Source organism: Halobacterium sp. CBA1126, from assembly GCF_009741975.1.
GTDB lineage: Archaea > Halobacteriota > Halobacteria > Halobacteriales > Halobacteriaceae > Halobacterium.
In genome coordinates this window covers 45,029-64,428 of sequence record NZ_WPCF01000002.1, presented here as the reverse complement: position 1 = coordinate 64,428, position 19,400 = coordinate 45,029, and the positions used below count along the sequence as shown (strand labels likewise).

Sequence of the window (19,400 nt, the reverse complement as noted above, 5' to 3'; positions counted from 1 at the left end):
TCCGCCGCGAGAACGCTGCGGCCGCCGTCAACGGCCGCCGTCTCGCTGGTCGTCGCCGTCGTCGCCGTCGCAGCTGCCGCCGGGTTCACGGTCCGGGTCGCGCGGGTTCCGTCGCGCCGGAACTCGGCGCTCTGGGCGGCGGTCGCCGGGCTCCTCCACGCCATCGGGATGCTCGGACCGTACGATTCGGTCTGGTGGTGGGACCACCTGACGCACGCGCTCTCAGCGGCGCTGCTGACCGCCCTCGTCTACGCCGCCCTCCTCGTCGCCTACGGCGACACCGCGTCCAGTACCGTGGTCGCGGGCGCTGCCGTGGGGTACACTGTCCTCGCGGGCGTGTGCTGGGAGCTCGGCGAACTCGTCGCGCGCGCTGTCGCGGACCGTTACGACGTCGAACCCGTGCTGGTCCACTACGGTCGCCGGGACACCGCACTCGACCTCGTCTTCGACGTCGTCGGTGCGGTACTCGTGGTGGGCCTCGACGTCCGCCTGTTCGTCGACCTCGCCGCCACCGCACCTACTGTGACGCGACAGCTCCTCGTGTGGTCCGTCGTCGCCATCGTCGCGGCGTCGGTGCTGATGACGCTCGGGCTGGTCGCTCGCCATAGAGCGTCGCCCGAGTAAGTCGAGTACACGGATTTCGAAGTAGTACATAGAGCTGACTTGTTGCTGGCAGCGTTCGACGACTCCAGAGATCGGAGCGTCGATCTATCGAAGAACGAACGAGTCGTCGCAACTAACCTAGATTCGGTTATTCACGCGCTTGAGGGGATTTTCGAGCGTTTGAGCTGGCAGCGGTAGTTCTGCAGCCGTCGGAAACTGCGCTCGAGAGTGACCGAGACAAGTCAACGAGAGATATCGGGTAGAAGCGCTAAAAAACGGTTTCAGGGAGTATATTGTCGAACCGAGTCTGCGTATCGCCGTCTGAACGCACGAGGTGCAATAGGTACCTTAGGTAGCCAAGAGAATAATCGGAAATAGAATAGAAATCTATTCCTATCAGAGTGATTGAATAGAGTTTCGCTACGCCAGTCAGTTGATCTGCTCGACGTAAGTGTACTCCTCGGAGAGCGCCTGGGCGTCCTCCGGGAGGAGCGCGACGGTGAGGTAGTCGGCGTAGTCGCTGAAGTACTCGACGACGCGCGCGATGCGGTCGGAGTCGATGGCCTCCAGGGAGTCAAGCACCATGAACGGGACGTCCTCGTAGACCTCGTGGACGAGGTAGCCAGCGAGCGCGAACACGAGTCCGGTGACCTCGCGTTCGCTCTCGGAGAGGTGGTCGATGGTGTCCCGATAGGACGTACCGTCGTCGGTCGCGCGGATGATGTGGAGGTCGAACGTCGTCTTCTCGACCTTGTGGCGGCCCTCGCGGACCTCGCGCTCGCGGCGCTCGACCCAGATGCGCTCGATGTTGTCGTACTCCAGGACGGCGAGCACGGACTCCATGTGGTCGTTGAACTCCTCGACGGCCTCCTCCTCGATGCGGTCGACCTTCGTCCGGAGGTCCGTGAGTTCGTCGTCGATCTCCTCGCGGCGCTCGACCAGCTCGTCGCGCTCGCCGAGCGTCTCCTCGTGCTCTTCGATGTCGCTCTCGACGTCCTCGAGGTCGCTCTCCAGGCGCTCGATGCGGATTTCGACCTCGTTGGACTTGCGGTGGAGCTCCAGCACCTCGTCGTAGTCGCCGCCCGTCCCGGCGTCCTCGGTCTCGGCTTCGAGTTCCTCGACCTCCTCGCGCTGGTCTTCGATGGACTCCTCGAGGGAGTCGATGCGCTGCTCGGTGGACTCGATTTCGGCCTCGACTTCCGAGAGGCGGCGCTCGGTGCGCTCGCGCTCGCGCTGCTGGCGCTGGATCTCCGAGCGCGTCGACGACAGGTCGTCGATCTGGTCGTCGATGTCGCTGCGCTCGTCGAGTTTCTCCGCGCGCAGTTCGCGGAGGTGGTCGACGGTCTCTTCGATGCTGTCGCGTTCGACCTCGGAGCCACACGTCCAGCAGACGACGTTCTCGCTGTCGCCGAGGAGCTGCTGGGTCGGGTCGGTGTCGGCGTCGTCGCCGAACTCGTCGAGGTCTAACCCTTCGCCGTCGAGCATCTCCTCGTTGAAGCTGATGACGCTGCCGAGCTGGCTGATGGTGTCGTCGAGGGCGCGCTTGCGCTCGCGGAGTTCGTCGATGCGGCCGGCGAGGTGGTCCGGGTTCTCGTCGAACTCGTCGGCGTCGTCCAGTTCGGCTTCGAGCTGGTCGCGCTCGTCGCGGAGGTCGTCGAGGGTCTGCTGTTCGGTTTCGAGGTCGAACTCGAGGTCCTCGAGCTCGGACTGGGCGTCCCGCAGCGCCTCGAAGGCCTCCTCGATGGCTTCCTTCTGCGAGCGGCTCTGTTCGAGGCTGACGTCGCGCTCCTCGATTTCGGCTTCGACCTCGGCGAGCTCTTCGCGGGCGGCTTCGAGGTCCTCCTCGATGTCCTGTTTCTCGGCCTCCAGCTCAGGGAGTTCGTGCTCGATTCGCTCTAACTCCTGAATCTGGTCGTCGAGGTCCCGCTTCTCGTTTTCGAGCTGTCGGATCTGGGACTCGATCTCCTCCGTGTCGACCGGGTCCATGATGATTTCGCGGAGGTCGTCGCCGCGCGCGACGGCCCGCCGGACTTCCGTGTTCTCGAGGAGGAACGCGAACTGGTCGGCGACCGTGGGGTCGTCGAGGTAGGGGTCGCCGCCGTAGACGACGGTGTCGCCGCTGCGGGTGAGCGTTCGCGTGTAGGTCTCGTCGCCGACCTGGAGCTCGACCTCGCCCTCGTCGGCGTCTCCCTTGAGGGTGGCGCGCTCGCTGCCGAGACCCGCCATGATCGCCTGCAGGAACGACGTTCGGTTGGTCGCGTTCCGCCCCGTGAGCACGGTCACGCCGGGCGGGAGCGACACTTCGGCTTCGTCGATGCCGCCGACGTTGCGAGCGTGGACGCGCACGTCACGTTCGGCAGTCTGCTGTGGTGCCATTAAGTACATTCGAGACGGCGCTACTGCTTAAGTGTTGTCACGGTCACTCACTCGCACCGGCGCCGCAGTCACAGCCGCCCTGCCGGAGGAGTTCCCCGGCGGCGTAGTCGGTACCGCAGTCCCCGCAGATGACGCGCACGTCGACGATGACGTCGTAGTCGCGCTCGCTGAGGTCGCCGCTGGCCACGAGTCCGTCGATGGTCGACTCGGTGACCGCGGAGGTGCGGCCCTGGAGGCGTTCGAGCATCTCGGCCTTCTGCTCCGGGTCGCCCGACTCCTCCGGGAGTTCGGCCTCCCGGTACTCCGTGAGGTACGTGTGGATGGCCTGGTGGGTGACGAAGTCCGCGGTCACGTCGTCGACGTCGACGCCCATCGCTTCGAGCTCGCGGCGCTTCCGCATGCGGTCGGCGCTGGAGACGTCGTCCTCGGTCAGCGTCTGGTACGCGCTCTGGAGGTCGGTCTCCGCGATGGTGCCGTCGGACTGCCGGATAGCGGCGTCGAGGACCGCGCGGTTGAACTCGTCGGCGAGGTCCCGCAGACTCGTCCGTTCGCCGTCCTCGCCGGTCCACGCGACCTCCAGCTGTTCGCCCATCCCGCCGAGGTCGTACGCCTCGATGACGCGTGCGACCTTGCTGTTCGGCCGCGACGACTCAGTCATGCCCGCACGTACACCCCACGGCATTACAAAGGTATTGGTGTAAGCGAGAGCTGTGGTTCTCGCACGCTCGTGACGCGATCCGACCGGTCGTTGTCGGTCGGCGAGGCTGCGACGCGAACTAACTTCGACCAAAGTCGTATCACTAACAGAGTACGTTTTGGAGAGCGTCGACGGCGCAAACGAGACGACGAACTGTCGGAGAGTATTGCGTGAGAAATCATTACTACTGACGGAGTGAACAGTCGATAGAACGCCAACACTCGACCAGCGAAAGCAATACTGGCGAGAAAAATTCTTCGAGCGTCTATGATCCCGTGCCTATCGGGCTAACCCGAGCATCGAACCCCGAACTGATGCTGTCAGACGAACTCCGAATATTGTCGGTTAACCGGCGTACTACGTGACGTTGAGACCAACCCCGTACGACCACAGCGTCTCGAGTAACACTACACTCTCGATAAACACCAAATAGTTGACCATCTATTGCCTAGTTCTACTCTCGTTCATGTGAACCGCACTCGCCACCCAGTTCGTCGGACCGACGAACGACGTCCCATCGTCGGCGCCGGCGATCGCGTGCGGAACGGCGAGCCACTGTTTTCAGCCGACGTCTCACGTCTACATAAGCGGTTCCGCGTGGAACGACAACTGAGAGACCCAGGGTATTACAATCGTATTGGTGTAATTCTCGGTTGTCGCCGAGTCACAGGCTGGGAACGTAGGCGAATCGTCGGCCACCGAACGGGCGACCGACCTGGCGACGTCAGATACTGTTCTGGAATAGCAAACTTCAACGGTCGGATTCGACTCGAAGCGGGAGAAAACAGCTGGACCGGAAGGGGGCGCTCTCATCGCGCCAGCGACTCCAGTACCGCCGCTCTCGGAGCTCGGAGCGTGGAATCGGTGTGCAACGACTGCGAGGTGTGAACTGGAAATCGGGCTAAGAGCCGGATACTGCGGTGACCTCTGCGGTATCGGTTGGGTTCCCTAGTGCGCGACTTTCGTTCTGGTATCCAGAACTATCCTGTTCGTTACATCGAGAGTTTCGGCGGTCGAAAACTTCAGCTGTGGGTGTAGAACGGGCTTCTCGCGCTGATTCTGTACGGATTTCACTCTGCCTGTCTCCGGTATTGTTCTGCCATTCAGAATTTAGTTGGCGCTGTCCTCGCGCTTCTCGGGGTGCGTCAGGCGCTCGCACATCCGAATTATTAATATCGGGGATTGCGACGACACCGTTGATGCGAACTGGCCCAGACGGCGGTGTCGCCGAGACGCCGACCGACCGACGCGTAGACGAACTCCTCGAGCAGATGACCGTCGAGGAGAAGGCAGCGCAACTCGGCTCCGTGAACGCCGAGAAGCTCCTGAACGAGGACGGCACGCTCGACGAAGCGGCCGTCGACGAGCACCTCTCGAACGGTATCGGCCACCTCACCCGCATCGGCGGCGAGGGGAGCCTCGCCCCGGAGGAGGCGGCCGAGCGGACGAACGAGCTCCAGGCGTACCTCCGCGAGGAGACGCGGCTCGGCGTCCCCGCGATTCCCCACGAGGAGTGCCTGAGCGGCTACATGGGGCCGGAGGCCACGACGTTCCCGCAGATGATCGGGATGGCGAGCACGTGGTCGCCGGACCTCCTCGAGACGGTCACGGACACCATCCGCGACCAGCTGGAGGCCATCGGGACCGTCCACGCCCTCTCGCCGGTACTGGACGTCGCGCGAGACCTCCGGTGGGGGCGCGTCGAGGAGACGTTCGGCGAGGACCCCTACCTGGTCGCCGCGATGGCCTGCGGATACGTGGACGGCCTGCAGGGCGACGGCGACGGCATCGCCGCGACGCTCAAGCACTTCGCCGGCCACGGCGCCGGAGAGGGCGGGAAGAACCGGAGTTCGGTCAACGTCGGCCGTCGGGAACTCCGCGAGACGCACCTGTTCCCGTTCGAGGCGGCCATCCGCACGGCCGACGCCGAGGCCGTGATGAACGCCTACCACGACATCGACGGCGTCCCCTGTGCCAGCGACGAGTGGCTGCTGACGGACGTGCTCCGCGGCGAGTGGGGCTTCGACGGCACGGTCGTCTCTGACTACTACAGCGTCGAGTTCCTCCGCAGCGAGCACGGCGTCGCCGCCGACGAGCGCGAGGCCGGCGTCGCCGCCGTCGAAGCCGGCATCGACGTCGAGCTGCCGTACACGGACTGCTACGGCGAACACCTCGCGGACGCCGTCGAGGCCGGGGAGCTCTCGGAGGCGACCCTCGACCGCGCGGTCCGGCGCGTGCTGCGCGCGAAAGCCGAGAAGGGCGTCCTCGACGACCCGACCGTGGACGCCGACGCGGCGGCCGAGCCGTTCGGCACCGAGGAAGCCCGCGAGCTCACGACGCGCGCGGCCCGGGAGTCGATGACGCTGCTGAAGAACGAGGACGACCTGCTCCCGCTCGCGGGCGAGGACACGGACACCGTGGCGGTCGTCGGGCCGAAGGCCGACGACGCGCAGGAGCTCATGGGCGACTACGCGTACCCCGCCCACTACCCGGAGGAAGAAGTCGAACTCGACGCGACGACGCCGCTGGACGCGGTGCAGGCGCGCGCCGACGAGTACGGCTTCGACGTCCGCTACGAGCAGGGCTGCACGACGACCGGCCCCGACACCGACGACTTCGACGCGGCCGCCGAGGCCGCCGAAGACGCCGACGTCGTGCTCGTGTTCGTGGGCGCCCGCTCGGCGGTCGACTTCTCGGACTCGGACCGCGAGCGCGTCAACATGCCCAGCGTCGCCACGAGCGGCGAGGGCTGTGACGTCGTCGACCTCGGGCTCCCCGGCGTCCAGCAGGCGCTCGTCGAGCGCGTCGACGAGACGGGGACGCCGGTCGTGACCGTCGTCGTCAGCGGGAAGCCCCACTCCATCGAGTCCATCGTGGAGTCGGTGCCCGCCGTCCTGCAGGCGTGGCTGCCCGGCGAGCGCGGCGGCGAGGGCGTCGCCGAGGTCGTCTTCGGCGAGCACAACCCCGGCGGCCACCTCCCGGTGTCGATTCCGCGGTCGGTCGGCCAGCTCCCGGTCCACTACAACCGGAAGCCGAACACCGCCAACGAGGAGTACGTCTACACGGAGACCGACCCGCTGTTCCCGTTCGGGCACGGCCTCAGCTACACGGACTTCGAGTACGGCGACCTCTCGCTGTCCACGACCGAACTCCAGCCGGCCGGCACCGTCACCGCCGAGGTGACCGTCGAGAACACCGGTGACACGGCGGGCCACGACGTCGTCCAGTTGTACGCGAGCGCGGAGAACCCCGACCAGGCGCGGCCGGTGCAGGAGCTCGTCGCGTTCGAGCGCGTCGCCCTCGACCCGGGCGAGACCAAGCGCGTCAGCTTCGAGGTCGACGCCTCCCAGTTGGCGTACCACGACCGCGACATGAACCTCGCCGTCGAGGAGGGGCCGTACGCGTTCCGCGTCGGTCACTCCGCGGCGGACATCGCTGACGCGGCCGGCTTCGAGGTCACCGAGACGAAGGCCGTCCCTGAGGGCGCGCGGACGTACTTCGCCGAGACGGACGTCGAAAGCGCAGAATAGCGGTTCATCGCCGTTCGCAGCGTCGAGCTAGCGCCGCACTCTCGCGGTCGTTTCGTGTTTTCGCGTCCCGTCAGACGACGACGGTGTCGTTGACGAGTTCGCCGATGTGGTCGATGTCGATGGTGACTTCGTCGCCTTCGTTGAGCGTGAACGTGTCCGGCGGCACGAGCGCGGTCCCCGTGAGCAAGACGAGGGTCTCGGGGAGGTTGTTGTGCCGGCGGAGGTACTCGACGAGGTTCTCACAGGTCGTCGCCATCTCGCTCGTCGAGGTGGCGTCTTCGAAGACGAGCTCGCCGTCGCGCTCGATTGTGAGCGTCATCTCGAGGTCGTGTGGGTCTTCGACGACGTCGCCGGTGGCGACGCAGGGGCCGAGCGAACAGCAGCGGTCGTAGACCTTCGCCTGCGGGAGGTACAGCGGGTTCTCGCCCTCGATGTCGCGGCTGGACACGTCGTTGCCGATGGTGTAGCCGACGACCTGCTCGCGGTGCAGGACGACGCCGAGTTCGGGCTCGGGGACGTTCCACTCGGAGTCCCCGCGCACGCCGATAGCGTCGTTCGGACCGACCGTCCGGGAGGGGGTCGCTTTCAGGAACAGCTCCGGGCGGTCGCTGTCGTAGACGTCGATGTACACCTCGGGTTTCCCGCTCTCGGCCTTCCGCGCTTCCTCGCTGATGCTGTACGTGACGCCCGCTGCCCAGACCTCGTCGGGGACGACCGGGAGGAGTGCGTCCCGCTCGGCGTCGTCCAGTTCGTACTGGTCGGCGTCGGGGATTCGGTCCTGTGCGATGGCGTCGATGGACCGGTCGCTGGCGTTCGCCGCGCGAGCGAGTTCTGTGAACGACCCGAGGTCGTCGGACGCCGTCGTCAGGTCGTAGGCGTCGTCTTCCCCGTCGACGACGACGAGGGACTCCGAGTCCGTTCCCTGCTCTCTACTAGGGAGTCGATAGTACCGCATACTCGTTGATACACCGATGTAGTTAAAAGAGTATCGCCGTCCCGTCCGTGAACTAACTGGTAATAGTCGGTTGTCGGACTGGCGATTCGGTCCGACGGAGAAGCGGCAGAACGCGACGCCCGGCACGCGGGCGCCGCGGCGCCGCCGACCCGGAACAGCGGGCCGTGCGACGCGAGCCAGAGGGTTACGTGTCGGTCGTTCGGGACGTCGGTCCCGTGTTCAGTACAGCTACGCGTCGTCGAACGTCGCTGAGCGAAGCCCAGCGTGCTCGATGAAGCTACGCTTCGTCGAAGAGTGTTTCGCCTTCGACCATGTGGTCGCCGACGGCGTCGAGGTCGAGCGTCAGGCCGAGGCCGGGCTCTTCCGGAATCTCCATGCGGCCGTCCTCGATGAGGTCGTCCTCCTCGACCAGGTCCTCCCACCAGCCGAGCTCGTAGGAGTGGTACTCCAGCGCCAGCGAGTTCGGGATGGCGGCGCCGACGTGAGCGCTCGCCATCGTCCCGATGGGCGAGGAGACGTTGTGCATCGCCACGGGGATGTAGTACATGTCCGCGAGGTCCGCAATCTTGCGGGTCTCGCGCATCCCGCCGACGCGCGGCAGGTCCGGCGCCACGATGTCGACGGCCTGCGGCTCCAGCAGCGTCCGCTGGCCGTGCTTCCGGTAGACGTTCTCGCCGACCGCGATGGGCGTCGTCGTGGACTTCGTGACCTGCTCCTGGACCTCGTGGTTCTCCGGCGGGACGGGGTCTTCGAGCCACCAGACGTCGTACTCCTCGAGCTCGCTGGCGAGCCGCTTCGCCGAGCCGCCGGTGAACGCCCAGTGGCAGTCGAAGGCGACGTCGGCCTTGTCGCCGACGGCCTCCGTGGTCGCCTCCACGATGTCGACCTTGTGGTCGATTTCGGGGTTGCGGAGGTGGCGGTTCGCGCGGTCCTTCTCGTGGCCGGACGGCACGTCGAGGTCGAACTTGATGGCGTCGTAGCCGAGGTTCTCGACGACGCGCTCGGCTTCGGCGGCGCAGGCCTGCGGGTCGGCCTCGTTCTCGGTGTGGAGGTCACAGTAGACCCGTACCTCGTCGCGGTACTTCCCGCCGACGAGCTGGTAGGCCGGAACGCCGAGGAGCTTCCCCGCGGCGTCGTGGAGCGCGATTTCGATGCCGGAGATGGCGGAGATGACTTTCCCGGAGATGGAGCCCTCGCCGCTCATCTTCTGGACGAGGTGCTCGTAGAGGCGGTCGATGTCTAAGGGATTCTCGCCGACGAGGAACGGCTTCATCCGCTCGATGATGGCGGTGTCGCCGCCGCCCCAGTAGGACTCGCCCGTGCCGACGACGCCCGCGTCCGTGTAGACGCGGACGAGAATCCACGGGTAGTTGCCGTCGACCATCGTCGTCTGTACGTCCGTGATCTCCGCGTCGCGGACGCCACCGCGCTCGTTGGAGATGCCCATCGTCTCTGCGGAGAGGTCCCGCATGGTGTACTCCGCGTTGGGGTCGCGGAGCTTCGCGTGATCGACCATTTGCGTCCGTATATTCCGCAACCCGATAGTAAAACTTTGGATGTGCTACCGGCTCGCACTCCCGACAGAGCGCCCGCGATTCCGGCGCTCGACCGTCGCGGCGCACACAGGGGGCTGCTCGACTCCTGCAGTGACCCGCACGTATTTACCCCGCGACGCACATCGTACGCCCATGGCTACGAACTCGACAGACCCTCTCGAGGGAGTCGACCCGGACGCGGTCGACCCAGGCGACGTCGACGTCGCGGAGGTGCGAGCGGCACTGAACGCCTCGAACCCGCTGGTCCGCCAGCGCGGCGTCGACGTCTGCGAATCGCTCGCCGAGGACGACGTCGACGCCGTGCGCCCGCTGCTCGACGACGTCGCCGCGCTGCCCGACGACGACAACGCGGCGGTCGGGTTGAGCGCCGTCTCCACGCTCGACGCCGTCGCGGTCGCCGACCCGGACGCCCTCGACGGGCGGCTGGACTCGCTGGTCGCCGCCGCGAGCAGCGACATCGTGGACGTCCAGTTGACGACGGCGGTGCTGTTCGGGAAACTCGTCGTCGAACGGCCCGACCTCGTCGCGCCGCACGCGCGAGCGCTCGCAGCGGCCGTCCGCGACACCGAACCCACCGACGAGTCGCCGGACCTCGAGGAGTTCGTCGACCACCCCTCCACGCGGGAGACCATCGCCGAGCACGAGCGAGCGGAACGCGAGCGCCGCATCTCGGGCCGCCAGACGCTCGTCAACGTCGTCGTCGCCGTCACCGAGGAGGCGCCCGAGTCGGCCTTCGACGCGGTGGACCCGCTCGCCGCGCTGCTGGACGACGACAACCCGAACATCGTCGGCCCCGCTATCGACGCGCTCGGCGAGTTGGCCGCGGCGGACCCGGAAGCCGTCGCGCCCGTGAGCGACGAACTGCGCGAGTGCCTCGACCACGAGGACCCCGGCGTGCGTGCGCGAGCGGTCGGTGCCATCGGCCGGCTCGGCGACGTCGGCGCGGTGCCGAAGCTCCGCACGCTCGCGGACACCGACGACAACGAGGACGTTCGAGAACTCGCGGGCGAGACGGCCGCCTTCCTCACGGACGCCTAGCTCTCGTTCATCGCGCGCTTCGTGCAGTACCAGTACGCCACCGAGAAGAAGCCGATGCCGCCGACGACGAGCACGCCGTCGATGACGAGGATGAACCACGCGTCGTCGCCCGGGGAGACGAACAGCGCGGAGAGCCCGAGGAGCAACGCGCACGCGATCAGCACGCCGAGGGCGACCTTCATCTGCGGCCGGTGAGCGCAGAGGAGGTCGAGTAGGGACGATGTCTTCGACATACTGGCAGCGTCGCGGACGAACGCCAAAAACCCAGCGGTGAGCGGTCCTACTCGGCCGGCACGCGTCCCCGTTCGTCGGGGATGCCCGAGTGCTCGTAGAAGTACTCGGTGAGGACGTCCCGCCACCGCTCGGCTTGCGCGACCTGCTCGTCGAAGCGCTCGCTGACGTGGCGGAAGCGCCGCTCGTCGATGCGGCCCTCGAGGTCCCGCCAGCGCGCGCGGAGCCGGCGGACTTCCTCGACGCCGGCGAAGCAGTTGTCGTAGAGCCGCTGGACGACGGTCGTGCCGTCCTCGAGTTCGTGGTCCCACGGGAGGTGGTGGAAGAACAGCAGGAGCTCCTCGGGGCAGTCCTCGACGGACGCGTACCGCTCTGCGACCGGGTCGCGGTACTGCTCGGCGTACCCGCTGCCCGTCTCTGTGCGGTCGACGCCGACGCCGTCCTCGGTGACGCCGTGGTAGCCCGGCCACTCCTCGGGCGAGGGGTAGTAGTGGTTCTCGAGGTACTCCTCGCCGTTGTGCATCATGTGCATCAGGCCGAGTCCGCCGGTCTCGTAGTCGATGCAGGCCTCCCACGAGTCGTGCAGGATGCCGGTTATCGTGTCGACGACGGTTTCGTCGGCGCCGAACGTCTGCCGGACCCACTCCTCGGTCACCGCGTGCGCGTCGACGTCAGGGTCCCACGCCGCGCGACCGAACGCGTACAGGTTCGCCTGCGCGAGGTAGTGGCCGGTCCAGTTGTAGTCCTCGCCGACGTTCCCGACGCCGACGACGCCCTCGCCGCTCCCGCGGAACAGCTCGCTGACGGGCGTGTCCGGGCCGTCCGCGTGCGTGTCGAACTCGAATATCTCCTTCCACATCGGGAGGTTGTAGGTCGCGTGGACGCCCTGTCCGGTGTACTCCTGGGTGATCTGGAGTTCGAGGCCGAGGTCGGTCTCGGGCATCGCGCCGAACAGCGTCGAGACGGGCTCGCGGGGCTGGAAGTCGATGGGGCCGTTCTTCACCTGGACGGTGACGTTGTCCGCGAACTCGCCGTCCAGCGGCTCGAACGTCTCGTAGGCCTGGACCGCGCGGTCCTCGTGGGTGCCGTAGACGAACGCGCGCCACCAGACGCGGCCGCCGTGGGGTTCGAGGGCCTGTGCGATGGCGTTCGCGCCGTCCACGTGGTCGCGGTCGTAGTCGTAGGGGCCGGGCTGGCCCTCCGAGTCGGCTTTGACGAGGAAGCCGCCGAAGTCCGGGAGCAGGTCGTACACCTCGTCGGCCTTCTCGCGCCACCACTCGCGGACGTCCTCGTCGAGGGGGTCGGCGGTGTCGAGGTCGCCGACGAGCATCGGCGCGGCGAAGTTCACCGAGAGGTACGTCCGGATGCCGTACCGCCGGAACGTCGCCGCCAGCCCGGTGAGGTCTTCGAGGCGACCGGACTCCAGCAGCTGCCACCCCTCGAAGGCGTCGAAGGCGTCGTTCGCGCTCCCCCGGGGGGGCTTCGTCGTGTTGACGTTGTTCAGGACGACGCCGTTGACGCCGACGGACGCCAGCAGGCGCGCGTAGTCCTCGTAGCGCTCGCGGAGGTCCGGCAGTCGCTCCCAGTCGAAGATGGACTCGCCGCCGTACCCGCGCTCGACCGAGCGGTGGAACGGCGTGTCCCACTGGTTCAGGAGGCGGTGTTCGTGGGCTGGCTCCTCGCGGACGTCGAGGTCGTCGATGGGGTCGCGCGTGCTCAGCAGGCGGAGGAGGTGGAAGGTGCCGTAGACGAGGCCCCGGTCGGTCGGTGCGGTGACGACCAGACAGTCGGCGCCGTTCCACGTCACCGAGCGCAGGAGGTAGCCGCCGTCCGCGAGTGATTCGACCTCGTCGACGTCGACCGTCTCGGCTATCATCGCCATGTCGTCGGGCGTGCCGACCGCGAGGAACCCCGCAACTGTCTCGGGCGGGTGCTGCCAGAGGTGGGGGTCGCGGCCGAGCAGGTCGGGGAGCGCGCGCCGGAGTTCGTCGCGGACCGCGCTGCACTCGGGGGACTTCTCTGCGACGTACGCGTGGCTGCACCGCCGGCGGTACGCGGCGCGGCGGTCGTCGTCGGCCACGCGGTCGTATCGGAGCCAGCAGTCGTCGTACTCGTTCATCGTGTCGCTCGGAGAGTCGGCGCGACCCGGTAAAATGGTAGTGGTCGCGGCGCCGACTGGCCGCGTGACGCCGAGAGACGCCTGCGCGGTGGGCCATTCGAGCGGCGAGCGCGGTGCCCGGGATGTTCGACCCGCGTTCGGGTGTCAGGCGGTGCCAACCTCCCCAATATTTATGACCTATTACGGTAATTGATGCTACGCTATGTCAGCAGACGATGGTAGTGACGGATACGACCACGCAGTCAGTCGACGAAAAATACTGTCCGTCGCCGGTGCGTCCGGCGTAGCGGCACTCGCGGGGTGTGCCAGCGGCGGCGACAGCGGGGGTTCGGACCCGACCGACTCGGGGGACTCCGGGACGACCAGTGGCGGCGACTCGGTCCACCAGGCGACGTACACGAACGCGTACACCGGGAACCCGGCCGACCTCCACTTCAACACGTCCGGGATTCAGAACTACCGGTGGCCCGCCGGCCGCTCGGTGTTCGCGCCGTTCATGAAGTACTCGTTCACCAGCAGCGAGTTCATCCTGGGCGCGCTCAGCGACCTGACCATCGACGGCCAGGAAGTGACGCTGACGTTCCGCGACGACCTCAAGTGGGACAACGGCGACGAGTGGACGACCGAGGACTTCGACGTCTAGCTCCAGCTCGCGGAGAAGACCGGGAGCTCGATCTGGGGGTACCTCGAGGACTACGAGATCGTCGACGAGAAGACCGCCCGGCTCCACCTCGCCGGGCCGACGAACCCGCGCATCGTCAAGTTCGAGCTGACGAACTTCCTCGTGGACACGAAAGTCGAGACTCACGAGCAGTTCCTCGACAAGGACGCCTCCGAGTTCCTCCGCTGGGCGTGGGAGGATCCGGTCGCCAGCGGCATGTGGTCGTTCGTCAACAAGGACCGGCAGGCCTTCGAGTTCGAGCGCAATCCGGAGTTCTACAACGCCGACAACGTGAACTTCGACCGGTTCATGATCGAGAGCTTCGGTGGGAACACGGCTCAGCAGCAGGCGCTGATGTCTGCCGACCACGTCGACGGCGCACCGAGCCTGTTCTGTCCGCCTGAGATTGTCGATCAGTTCGCCGACCACGTCGAGCAGGTCAACATTCCCGCGAAGTGGGGGTACGGCATCGTGTTCAACCACGCCGACCGCCACTTCGGCAAGCGCGCGGTCCGGCAGGCGACCGCCCACGTCATCGACCGGCAGTCGATCGTCGAGAACGCCGGTCCGCGCTCGAAGTTCGTGACGGAGACGCCGTGCGGGATCGCGCCCCGCGACCAGGAGTACTGGCTTGACGACATGCAGAGCGACTTCGAGACGTACAGCCCCGAGTCCCAGGACACGGAGACCGCCACGCAGCTCCTCGAGGACGCCGGCTACGAGAAGCAGGGCGGCACGTGGCAGGACGAGAGCGGGGACACCATCAGCGGCGACTACTACTCGCCGGCCGGCTGGACCGACTGGACGACGATGACCCAGACGGTCGTCAGCCAGCTCAACGACTTCGGCTTCGACTTCTCCATCAGCACGAAGCCGACCAACGACTGGTTCAGCCAGTACTCGAACAGCAGCTTCTCGATGGGGAGTCTGTACTGGCTGCCCGGTGGGTCGCGGTCGTCGTTCCCGTACTTCCCGCTGCGGTACCAGCTCTGGGAGGACGAGATCGGCGGTGGTCACAACTACCGCGAGGCCGCACAGACCGAGCAGACGATCCCCGGCCCCGACGGCGGCGAGATGACGATCACGCCACTCGAGGAGGTCGACCAGATCGCCAAGCAGCCCGACGACGAGGCGGCGCGCGAGTACGTCCAGCGGGCGGCGTGGCACAACCACATCGAGCTGCCGTTCCTCGGCCTCGTCTCGAAGTTCGAGCAGTCGTGGACGACCGACGACGACTGGACCATCGCCGAGGAGGGCGACGCGAATCGGCAGGTGAAGTGGCCGCAGTTCTGGTGGGTTCACGAGGGCGACCTCCAGTACAAGGGCTGAGCTAGGCGACGGTTCCCTTTCCAACCTTTATCAACATGAACTACTACCTCAGACGCACGCTCCGCATCCCCGCAACGATACTTGCGGTAGCGACGCTGACGTTCGGGCTGATTCGACTCCTTCCGGGCGGACCGTTCACGCAGCTCCGAATACAGCTCCTCCAGCGCGGGATTCCGGCAGACCAGGTCGACGCCCGGATTCAGGCGCTGCAGAACATCAGACCGGACGCACCGCTCTGGCAACAGTACATCGACTACATGATCGGCGTCGTCCAGCTCGACCTCGGGCGGTCTATCTCGCTGGGCGAACCCGTCATCAACGTGCTCGCGCGAGCGCTCCCGTGGACCGTCTTCCTCGTCGTGACGTCCACGGTGCTGATGTTCGTGCTCGGCGTGCTCATCGGGGCAGTACAGGCGTACTGGGAGGGCTCCTGGTTCGACCAGGTGACCTCCGGGGCGTCCATCTTCCTGATGTCGATTCCGTACTACATCTTCGCCGTGATCGGCCTGTTCTTCCTGTCGTTCCAGTTGGGTTGGTTCCCGACCGGGAACGCGGCAGCCCGCAGCGTCCAGCCCGGCTTCACGGTCGCGTACATCCAGACCGTGCTCTACCACGCGGCGCTGCCGATCGCGTCGTTCACCCTCGGCGGCATCGGGTCGACGGCGCTCAACATGCGCGGGAACAGCATCCAAGTGCTCGGCGAGGAGTTCGTCGAGGTCGCGCGGCTGCGCGGCCTCTCGGACAACCGCATCGCGACCAGCTACGTCGCGAAGAACGCGATCCTCCCGATGTACACCGGGCTGCTGCTGCAGATCGGATTCCGGCTCGGCGGCACCGTCGTCCTGGAGGAGATCTTCTCGTACCCCGGACTCGGCTACTACCTGATCGCCGCCGTCAACGCCAACGACTACCCCCTCATGATGGGGTGTTTCCTCGTGATTACAGTAACACTCGTCGTCGCCGTCTTCATCGCCGACCTCACGTACGGACTCATCGACCCACGCATCAGCGCGGGTGATTCCGATGCCTACTGAGGACGAGGGCAGCGACGAGTTCGACTGGCGCGCGGACGAGTCGGCCGGCGAGGTCGGCTTCCGCGACCGCCTCGAGGAGATCTACCAGCACTCGATTCGGGAGCCCGCGCTCGTCGCGTGGTCCGACATGCGGACCCGCATCGGGTTCTTCATCGTGAGCTTCTACGTCGTCATGGCGCTGGTCGACGTGTTCGGCCTCTGGCGGAACGCCAGCCCGAACCAGTCGATGCACCGGCTGCTCCCGCCGTTCCAGTCGCTGAAGTACCCGCTCGGGACGACGCAGTCCGGCATCGACCTGCTGGCGCTCATCATCGACTCGACGCCGTTCATCCTGCTGATGGTGTTCGCTGGCGGCGTGTGGGCGACCACACTGGCCGTCCTCGTCGGCACCGTCTCCGGGTACAAGGGCGGCCGGGTCGACACCGTCATCACGACCATCTCGGACTTCTTCATGGCGATTCCGGGGCTGCCGCTGGTCATCGTGCTGGCGATCACGCTCAGCCCGGAGAACCCGCTGTTGCTCGGCGTGGTGCTCACCATCAACTACTGGGCGGGCCTCGGCCGCTCCATCCGCTCGCAGGTGCTGTCCATCCGCGAGAACAGCTACGTCGAGGCGTCGCGCACGATGGGCACTGGGACCCTGCGGATTATCCGCAAGGACATCCTCCCGAACATCATGCCGTACGTGCTGGTGAACTTCGTGAAGGCCGCGCGGTACACCATCTTCGCGTCGGTGGGGCTGTACTTCATCGGCGTGCTGCCGTACAGCGGGCAGAACTGGGGCGTCACACTGAACAACGCCTACTACCAAGGGGGCCTGTTCACGATGCAGGCAGTGCACTGGCTACTCGTCCCGATCGCCGCCATCGTCGGGCTCGCCTTCGGGCTCCTCCTGCTGAGTCAGGGGATGGACCGCATCTTCAACCCCCGCGTGCGGACCCGCTTCTCGGGGGAGTCCGAGTCCGTCGAGGAAGCAGACGACTCGTCGACCGGGGGGCTGATGTAAATGAGTACTGAAAATCAATCTCGGGCGCCCGCGACGGACCACTCCGTCGAGGACCCCATCATCGAAGTCGAGGACACGAACGTCACGTTCAACGACGGGCACACGTACGTGCTCGACGACGCGAACGTCAGCATCGACCGCCACGAGGTGCTTGGCATCGTCGGGGAGAGCGGCAGCGGGAAGTCGATGTTCGCGTCCGCGCTGATGGACGCCATCCCGGACCCCGGCGTGCTCAGCGGGAAGATCCACTACCACCCCGAGGACGGCGAGAGCGTCGACGTCCTCGAACTCAGCGACGAGGAGCTCCGGCAGTTCCGGTGGGAGGAGGTGTCGATGGTGTTCCAGGGCGCGATGTCGTCGTTCAACCCGACGATGAAAGTCAAGACGCACTTCGAGGAGACGCTGAAGGCCCACGACAAGAGCGTCTCCGAGGGCCTGGAGTTCGCGCGCGAACTCCTCGAGAACCTCTACCTCGAACCCGACCGCGTGCTCGACGCCTACCCCCACGAGCTCTCCGGGGGGATGCAGCAGCGCGCGCTCATCGCGTTGAGCATGGTGCTCGACCCCGAGGTGCTGGTGATGGACGAGCCGACCGCCGCGCTCGACCTGCTGATGCAGCGGTCGATTCTCTCGCTGCTGGAGGAGCTCCAGGCGGAGTACGACCTCACTATCGTCTTCATCACCCACGACCTCCCGCTGGTCGCGTCGCTGGCCGACCGCATGGCCATCATCTACGCGTTCCAGTTCGCGGAGATCGGGCCGCGGGACGACATCATCCAGAACTCCGCGCACCCGTACACGCGGAAGCTGTTGAACGCGACACCCAATCTGGACGCGCCGCTGTCGGAGATGCAGCCCATCGAGGGCGAAGGCCCGGCGCCGGTGAACGTCCCGTCGGGGTGTCGGTTCCACCCGCGGTGTGAGCTCGCGACGGCGGAGTGCCGAACGGACGACCCGCCGCTGGTCTCCCACGACGACAACGAACACCGCTCGGCGTGCCACCACTGGGCGGAGGCCCGCGAGGAGATCCCCCTCAACTTCGGGGAGGACAGCCCGGACGTCGGCGGTATCGAGGCGACGAGCGAGCGGGAGACGTCCGCGTCCGTCGACGGCGAGGAGCCGCTGCTCTCGCTGAACGACGTCGAGGTCCACTTCGAAGAAGAACAGGGAATCGTCGAGCAGTTCTTCGGCGACTCCGACACGGTGCGCGCCGTCGACGGCGTCTCCCTGGACATCGAGGAACAGGACCTCGTCTGCCTGCTCGGCGAGAGCGGCTGCGGGAAGACGACGCTCGGGAAGACGATGATCGGCCTCCAGAAGCCCACCGGCGGCTCCATCGAGTTCCGCGGGCAGGACATCTGGGAGGCCAAGCGCGGGAACGGCGACATCTCCCACGAGGAGATTCGGCAAGCGCTCCAGATCATCCACCAGGACCCGGGCAGCGCGCTGAACCCGAACGACCGCGTGGTCAACATCCTCTCGGAGGCGCTCCGGCACACCCACCCGAACAGCGACCGCTCGGAGCGGCGCGCGCGGATGCGCTCGCTGCTCGAACGCGTGGGGATGTCGCCGGCCGACGACTTCCTCGACCGCTACCCGCACCAGCTCTCCGGCGGGGAGAAACAGCGCGTCGCGCTCGCTCGCGCGCTGCTGATGAACCCGGAGGCGATTCTCGCCGACGAGGCCATCAGCGCGGTCGACGTCTCGCTCCGCATCGAGATCATGGACCTCATGCTGGAGCTGCAGGACGAGTTCGAGACGTCGTTCCTGTTCATCTCCCACGACCTCTCGAACGCGCGGTACTTCGCCGAGCACGGCGACGGCCGCATCGCGGTGATGTACCTCGGCGAGATCGTCGAAATCGGGTCCGCCGAGCGGCTCATTCACGACCCGCGCCACCCCTACACGGAGGTGCTGCGGTGGGCGACCCCGAACCTCGACCTCGAGGAGATGGACGAGTCGGGGCCGCCGCTGCGTGAAGTCGACGTGCCGGACCCGATCGACCCGCCGTCGGGCTGCCGGTTCCACACGCGGTGTCCGGTCGCCCGCGAGGCGTGCCGCGAGGAGACGCCGGAGCTCCAGGACATCGACGGCGGCGACGGCAAGGCGGCGTGCTTCCGGGAGGACCCGGACCACGCCTACTGGGACAGCGAACCGCTCGAAGGCGCCAAAGCCGACCCGGACGCGGTCGAGCGGTAACCCGCGCCGGCTGCCACGCCCGTGGCGCGCGACAACAGGGTTATTACGCGCGCCGGTCAACGTCGG

Annotated in this window: 12 protein-coding genes and 1 pseudogene; 7 read left to right on the top strand and 6 right to left on the bottom strand. The window is 66.7% G+C overall.

Annotated elements, in window-relative coordinates; translation table 11 throughout:
• Positions 1-624, top strand: a 624-nt coding sequence (locus tag GJ634_RS15230) for a hypothetical protein (RefSeq protein WP_197425338.1), incomplete at its 5' end; no start/stop codon positions are given.
• A gap of 408 nt (positions 625-1,032) precedes the next feature.
• Here GJ634_RS15230 and GJ634_RS00620 read toward each other — a convergent pair.
• Positions 1,033-2,979 (bottom strand): archaea-specific SMC-related protein, encoded by a 1,947-nt coding sequence (locus GJ634_RS00620; RefSeq protein WP_157499909.1) that lies wholly within the window; start codon positions 2,977-2,979, stop codon positions 1,033-1,035.
• 43 nt (positions 2,980-3,022) lie between these two features.
• A complete protein-coding gene (rdfA, locus tag GJ634_RS00615; protein ID WP_157499907.1) occupies positions 3,023-3,637 on the bottom strand; it encodes a rod-determining factor RdfA in 615 nt (204 codons plus the stop codon).
• A 1,238-nt stretch (positions 3,638-4,875) separates the two neighbouring features.
• Here rdfA and GJ634_RS00610 point away from each other — a divergent pair.
• Positions 4,876-7,206: a glycoside hydrolase family 3 N-terminal domain-containing protein gene (locus tag GJ634_RS00610; protein WP_394350858.1), complete on the top strand. Its 2,331-nt coding sequence runs from the start codon at positions 4,876-4,878 to the stop codon at positions 7,204-7,206.
• Between the two features lie 70 nt (positions 7,207-7,276).
• On the opposite strand, the gene GJ634_RS00605 is transcribed toward GJ634_RS00610, so the two are convergent.
• Both GJ634_RS00605 and GJ634_RS00600 read right to left on the bottom strand, forming a co-directional pair.
• Positions 7,277-8,161, bottom strand: coding sequence for a fumarylacetoacetate hydrolase family protein (locus GJ634_RS00605; RefSeq protein WP_157499905.1), 885 nt, complete (start codon positions 8,159-8,161; stop codon positions 7,277-7,279).
• A 277-nt stretch (positions 8,162-8,438) separates the two neighbouring features.
• Positions 8,439-9,677 carry a mandelate racemase/muconate lactonizing enzyme family protein gene (locus tag GJ634_RS00600; RefSeq protein WP_157499903.1) on the bottom strand — a complete coding sequence of 413 codons (1,239 nt, stop codon included), beginning with the start codon at positions 9,675-9,677 and terminating at the stop codon, positions 8,439-8,441.
• A gap of 172 nt (positions 9,678-9,849) precedes the next feature.
• Between GJ634_RS00600 and GJ634_RS00595 the strand changes: the two genes are divergently transcribed.
• A complete protein-coding gene (locus GJ634_RS00595; RefSeq protein WP_157499901.1) occupies positions 9,850-10,755 on the top strand; it encodes a HEAT repeat domain-containing protein in 906 nt (301 codons plus the stop codon).
• Here the strand turns inward: GJ634_RS00595 and GJ634_RS00590 are convergent.
• Complete coding sequence (locus GJ634_RS00590) at positions 10,752-10,988, bottom strand: hypothetical protein (RefSeq protein ID WP_157499899.1); 237 nt, start codon at positions 10,986-10,988, stop codon at positions 10,752-10,754. The two genes, GJ634_RS00595 and GJ634_RS00590, sit on opposite strands and share 4 nt — an antisense overlap.
• Before the next feature lie 47 nt (positions 10,989-11,035).
• The gene (locus GJ634_RS00585) at positions 11,036-13,105 is read right to left on the bottom strand and encodes an alpha-glucuronidase family glycosyl hydrolase (protein WP_157499897.1); all 2,070 of its coding nucleotides are present in this window, start codon (positions 13,103-13,105) and stop codon (positions 11,036-11,038) included.
• Between the two features lie 202 nt (positions 13,106-13,307).
• Here GJ634_RS00585 and GJ634_RS00580 point away from each other — a divergent pair.
• The 4 genes and pseudogenes from GJ634_RS00580 to GJ634_RS00565 all read left to right on the top strand — a co-directional run bounded on the left by GJ634_RS00580 (position 13,308) and on the right by GJ634_RS00565 (position 19,334).
• A pseudogene (locus tag GJ634_RS00580) lies at positions 13,308-15,095 on the top strand (ABC transporter substrate-binding protein).
• A 35-nt stretch (positions 15,096-15,130) separates the two neighbouring features.
• Complete coding sequence (locus GJ634_RS00575; protein ID WP_157499895.1) at positions 15,131-16,129, top strand: ABC transporter permease; 999 nt, start codon at positions 15,131-15,133, stop codon at positions 16,127-16,129.
• Positions 16,119-17,135 carry an ABC transporter permease gene (locus GJ634_RS00570; protein ID WP_157499893.1) on the top strand — a complete coding sequence of 339 codons (1,017 nt, stop codon included), beginning with the start codon at positions 16,119-16,121 and terminating at the stop codon, positions 17,133-17,135. Before GJ634_RS00575 ends, GJ634_RS00570 begins: the two co-directional genes overlap by 11 nt.
• Positions 17,136-19,334: an ABC transporter ATP-binding protein gene (locus GJ634_RS00565; protein WP_157499891.1), complete on the top strand. Its 2,199-nt coding sequence runs from the start codon at positions 17,136-17,138 to the stop codon at positions 19,332-19,334.
• Positions 19,335-19,400 lie beyond the last annotated feature (66 nt).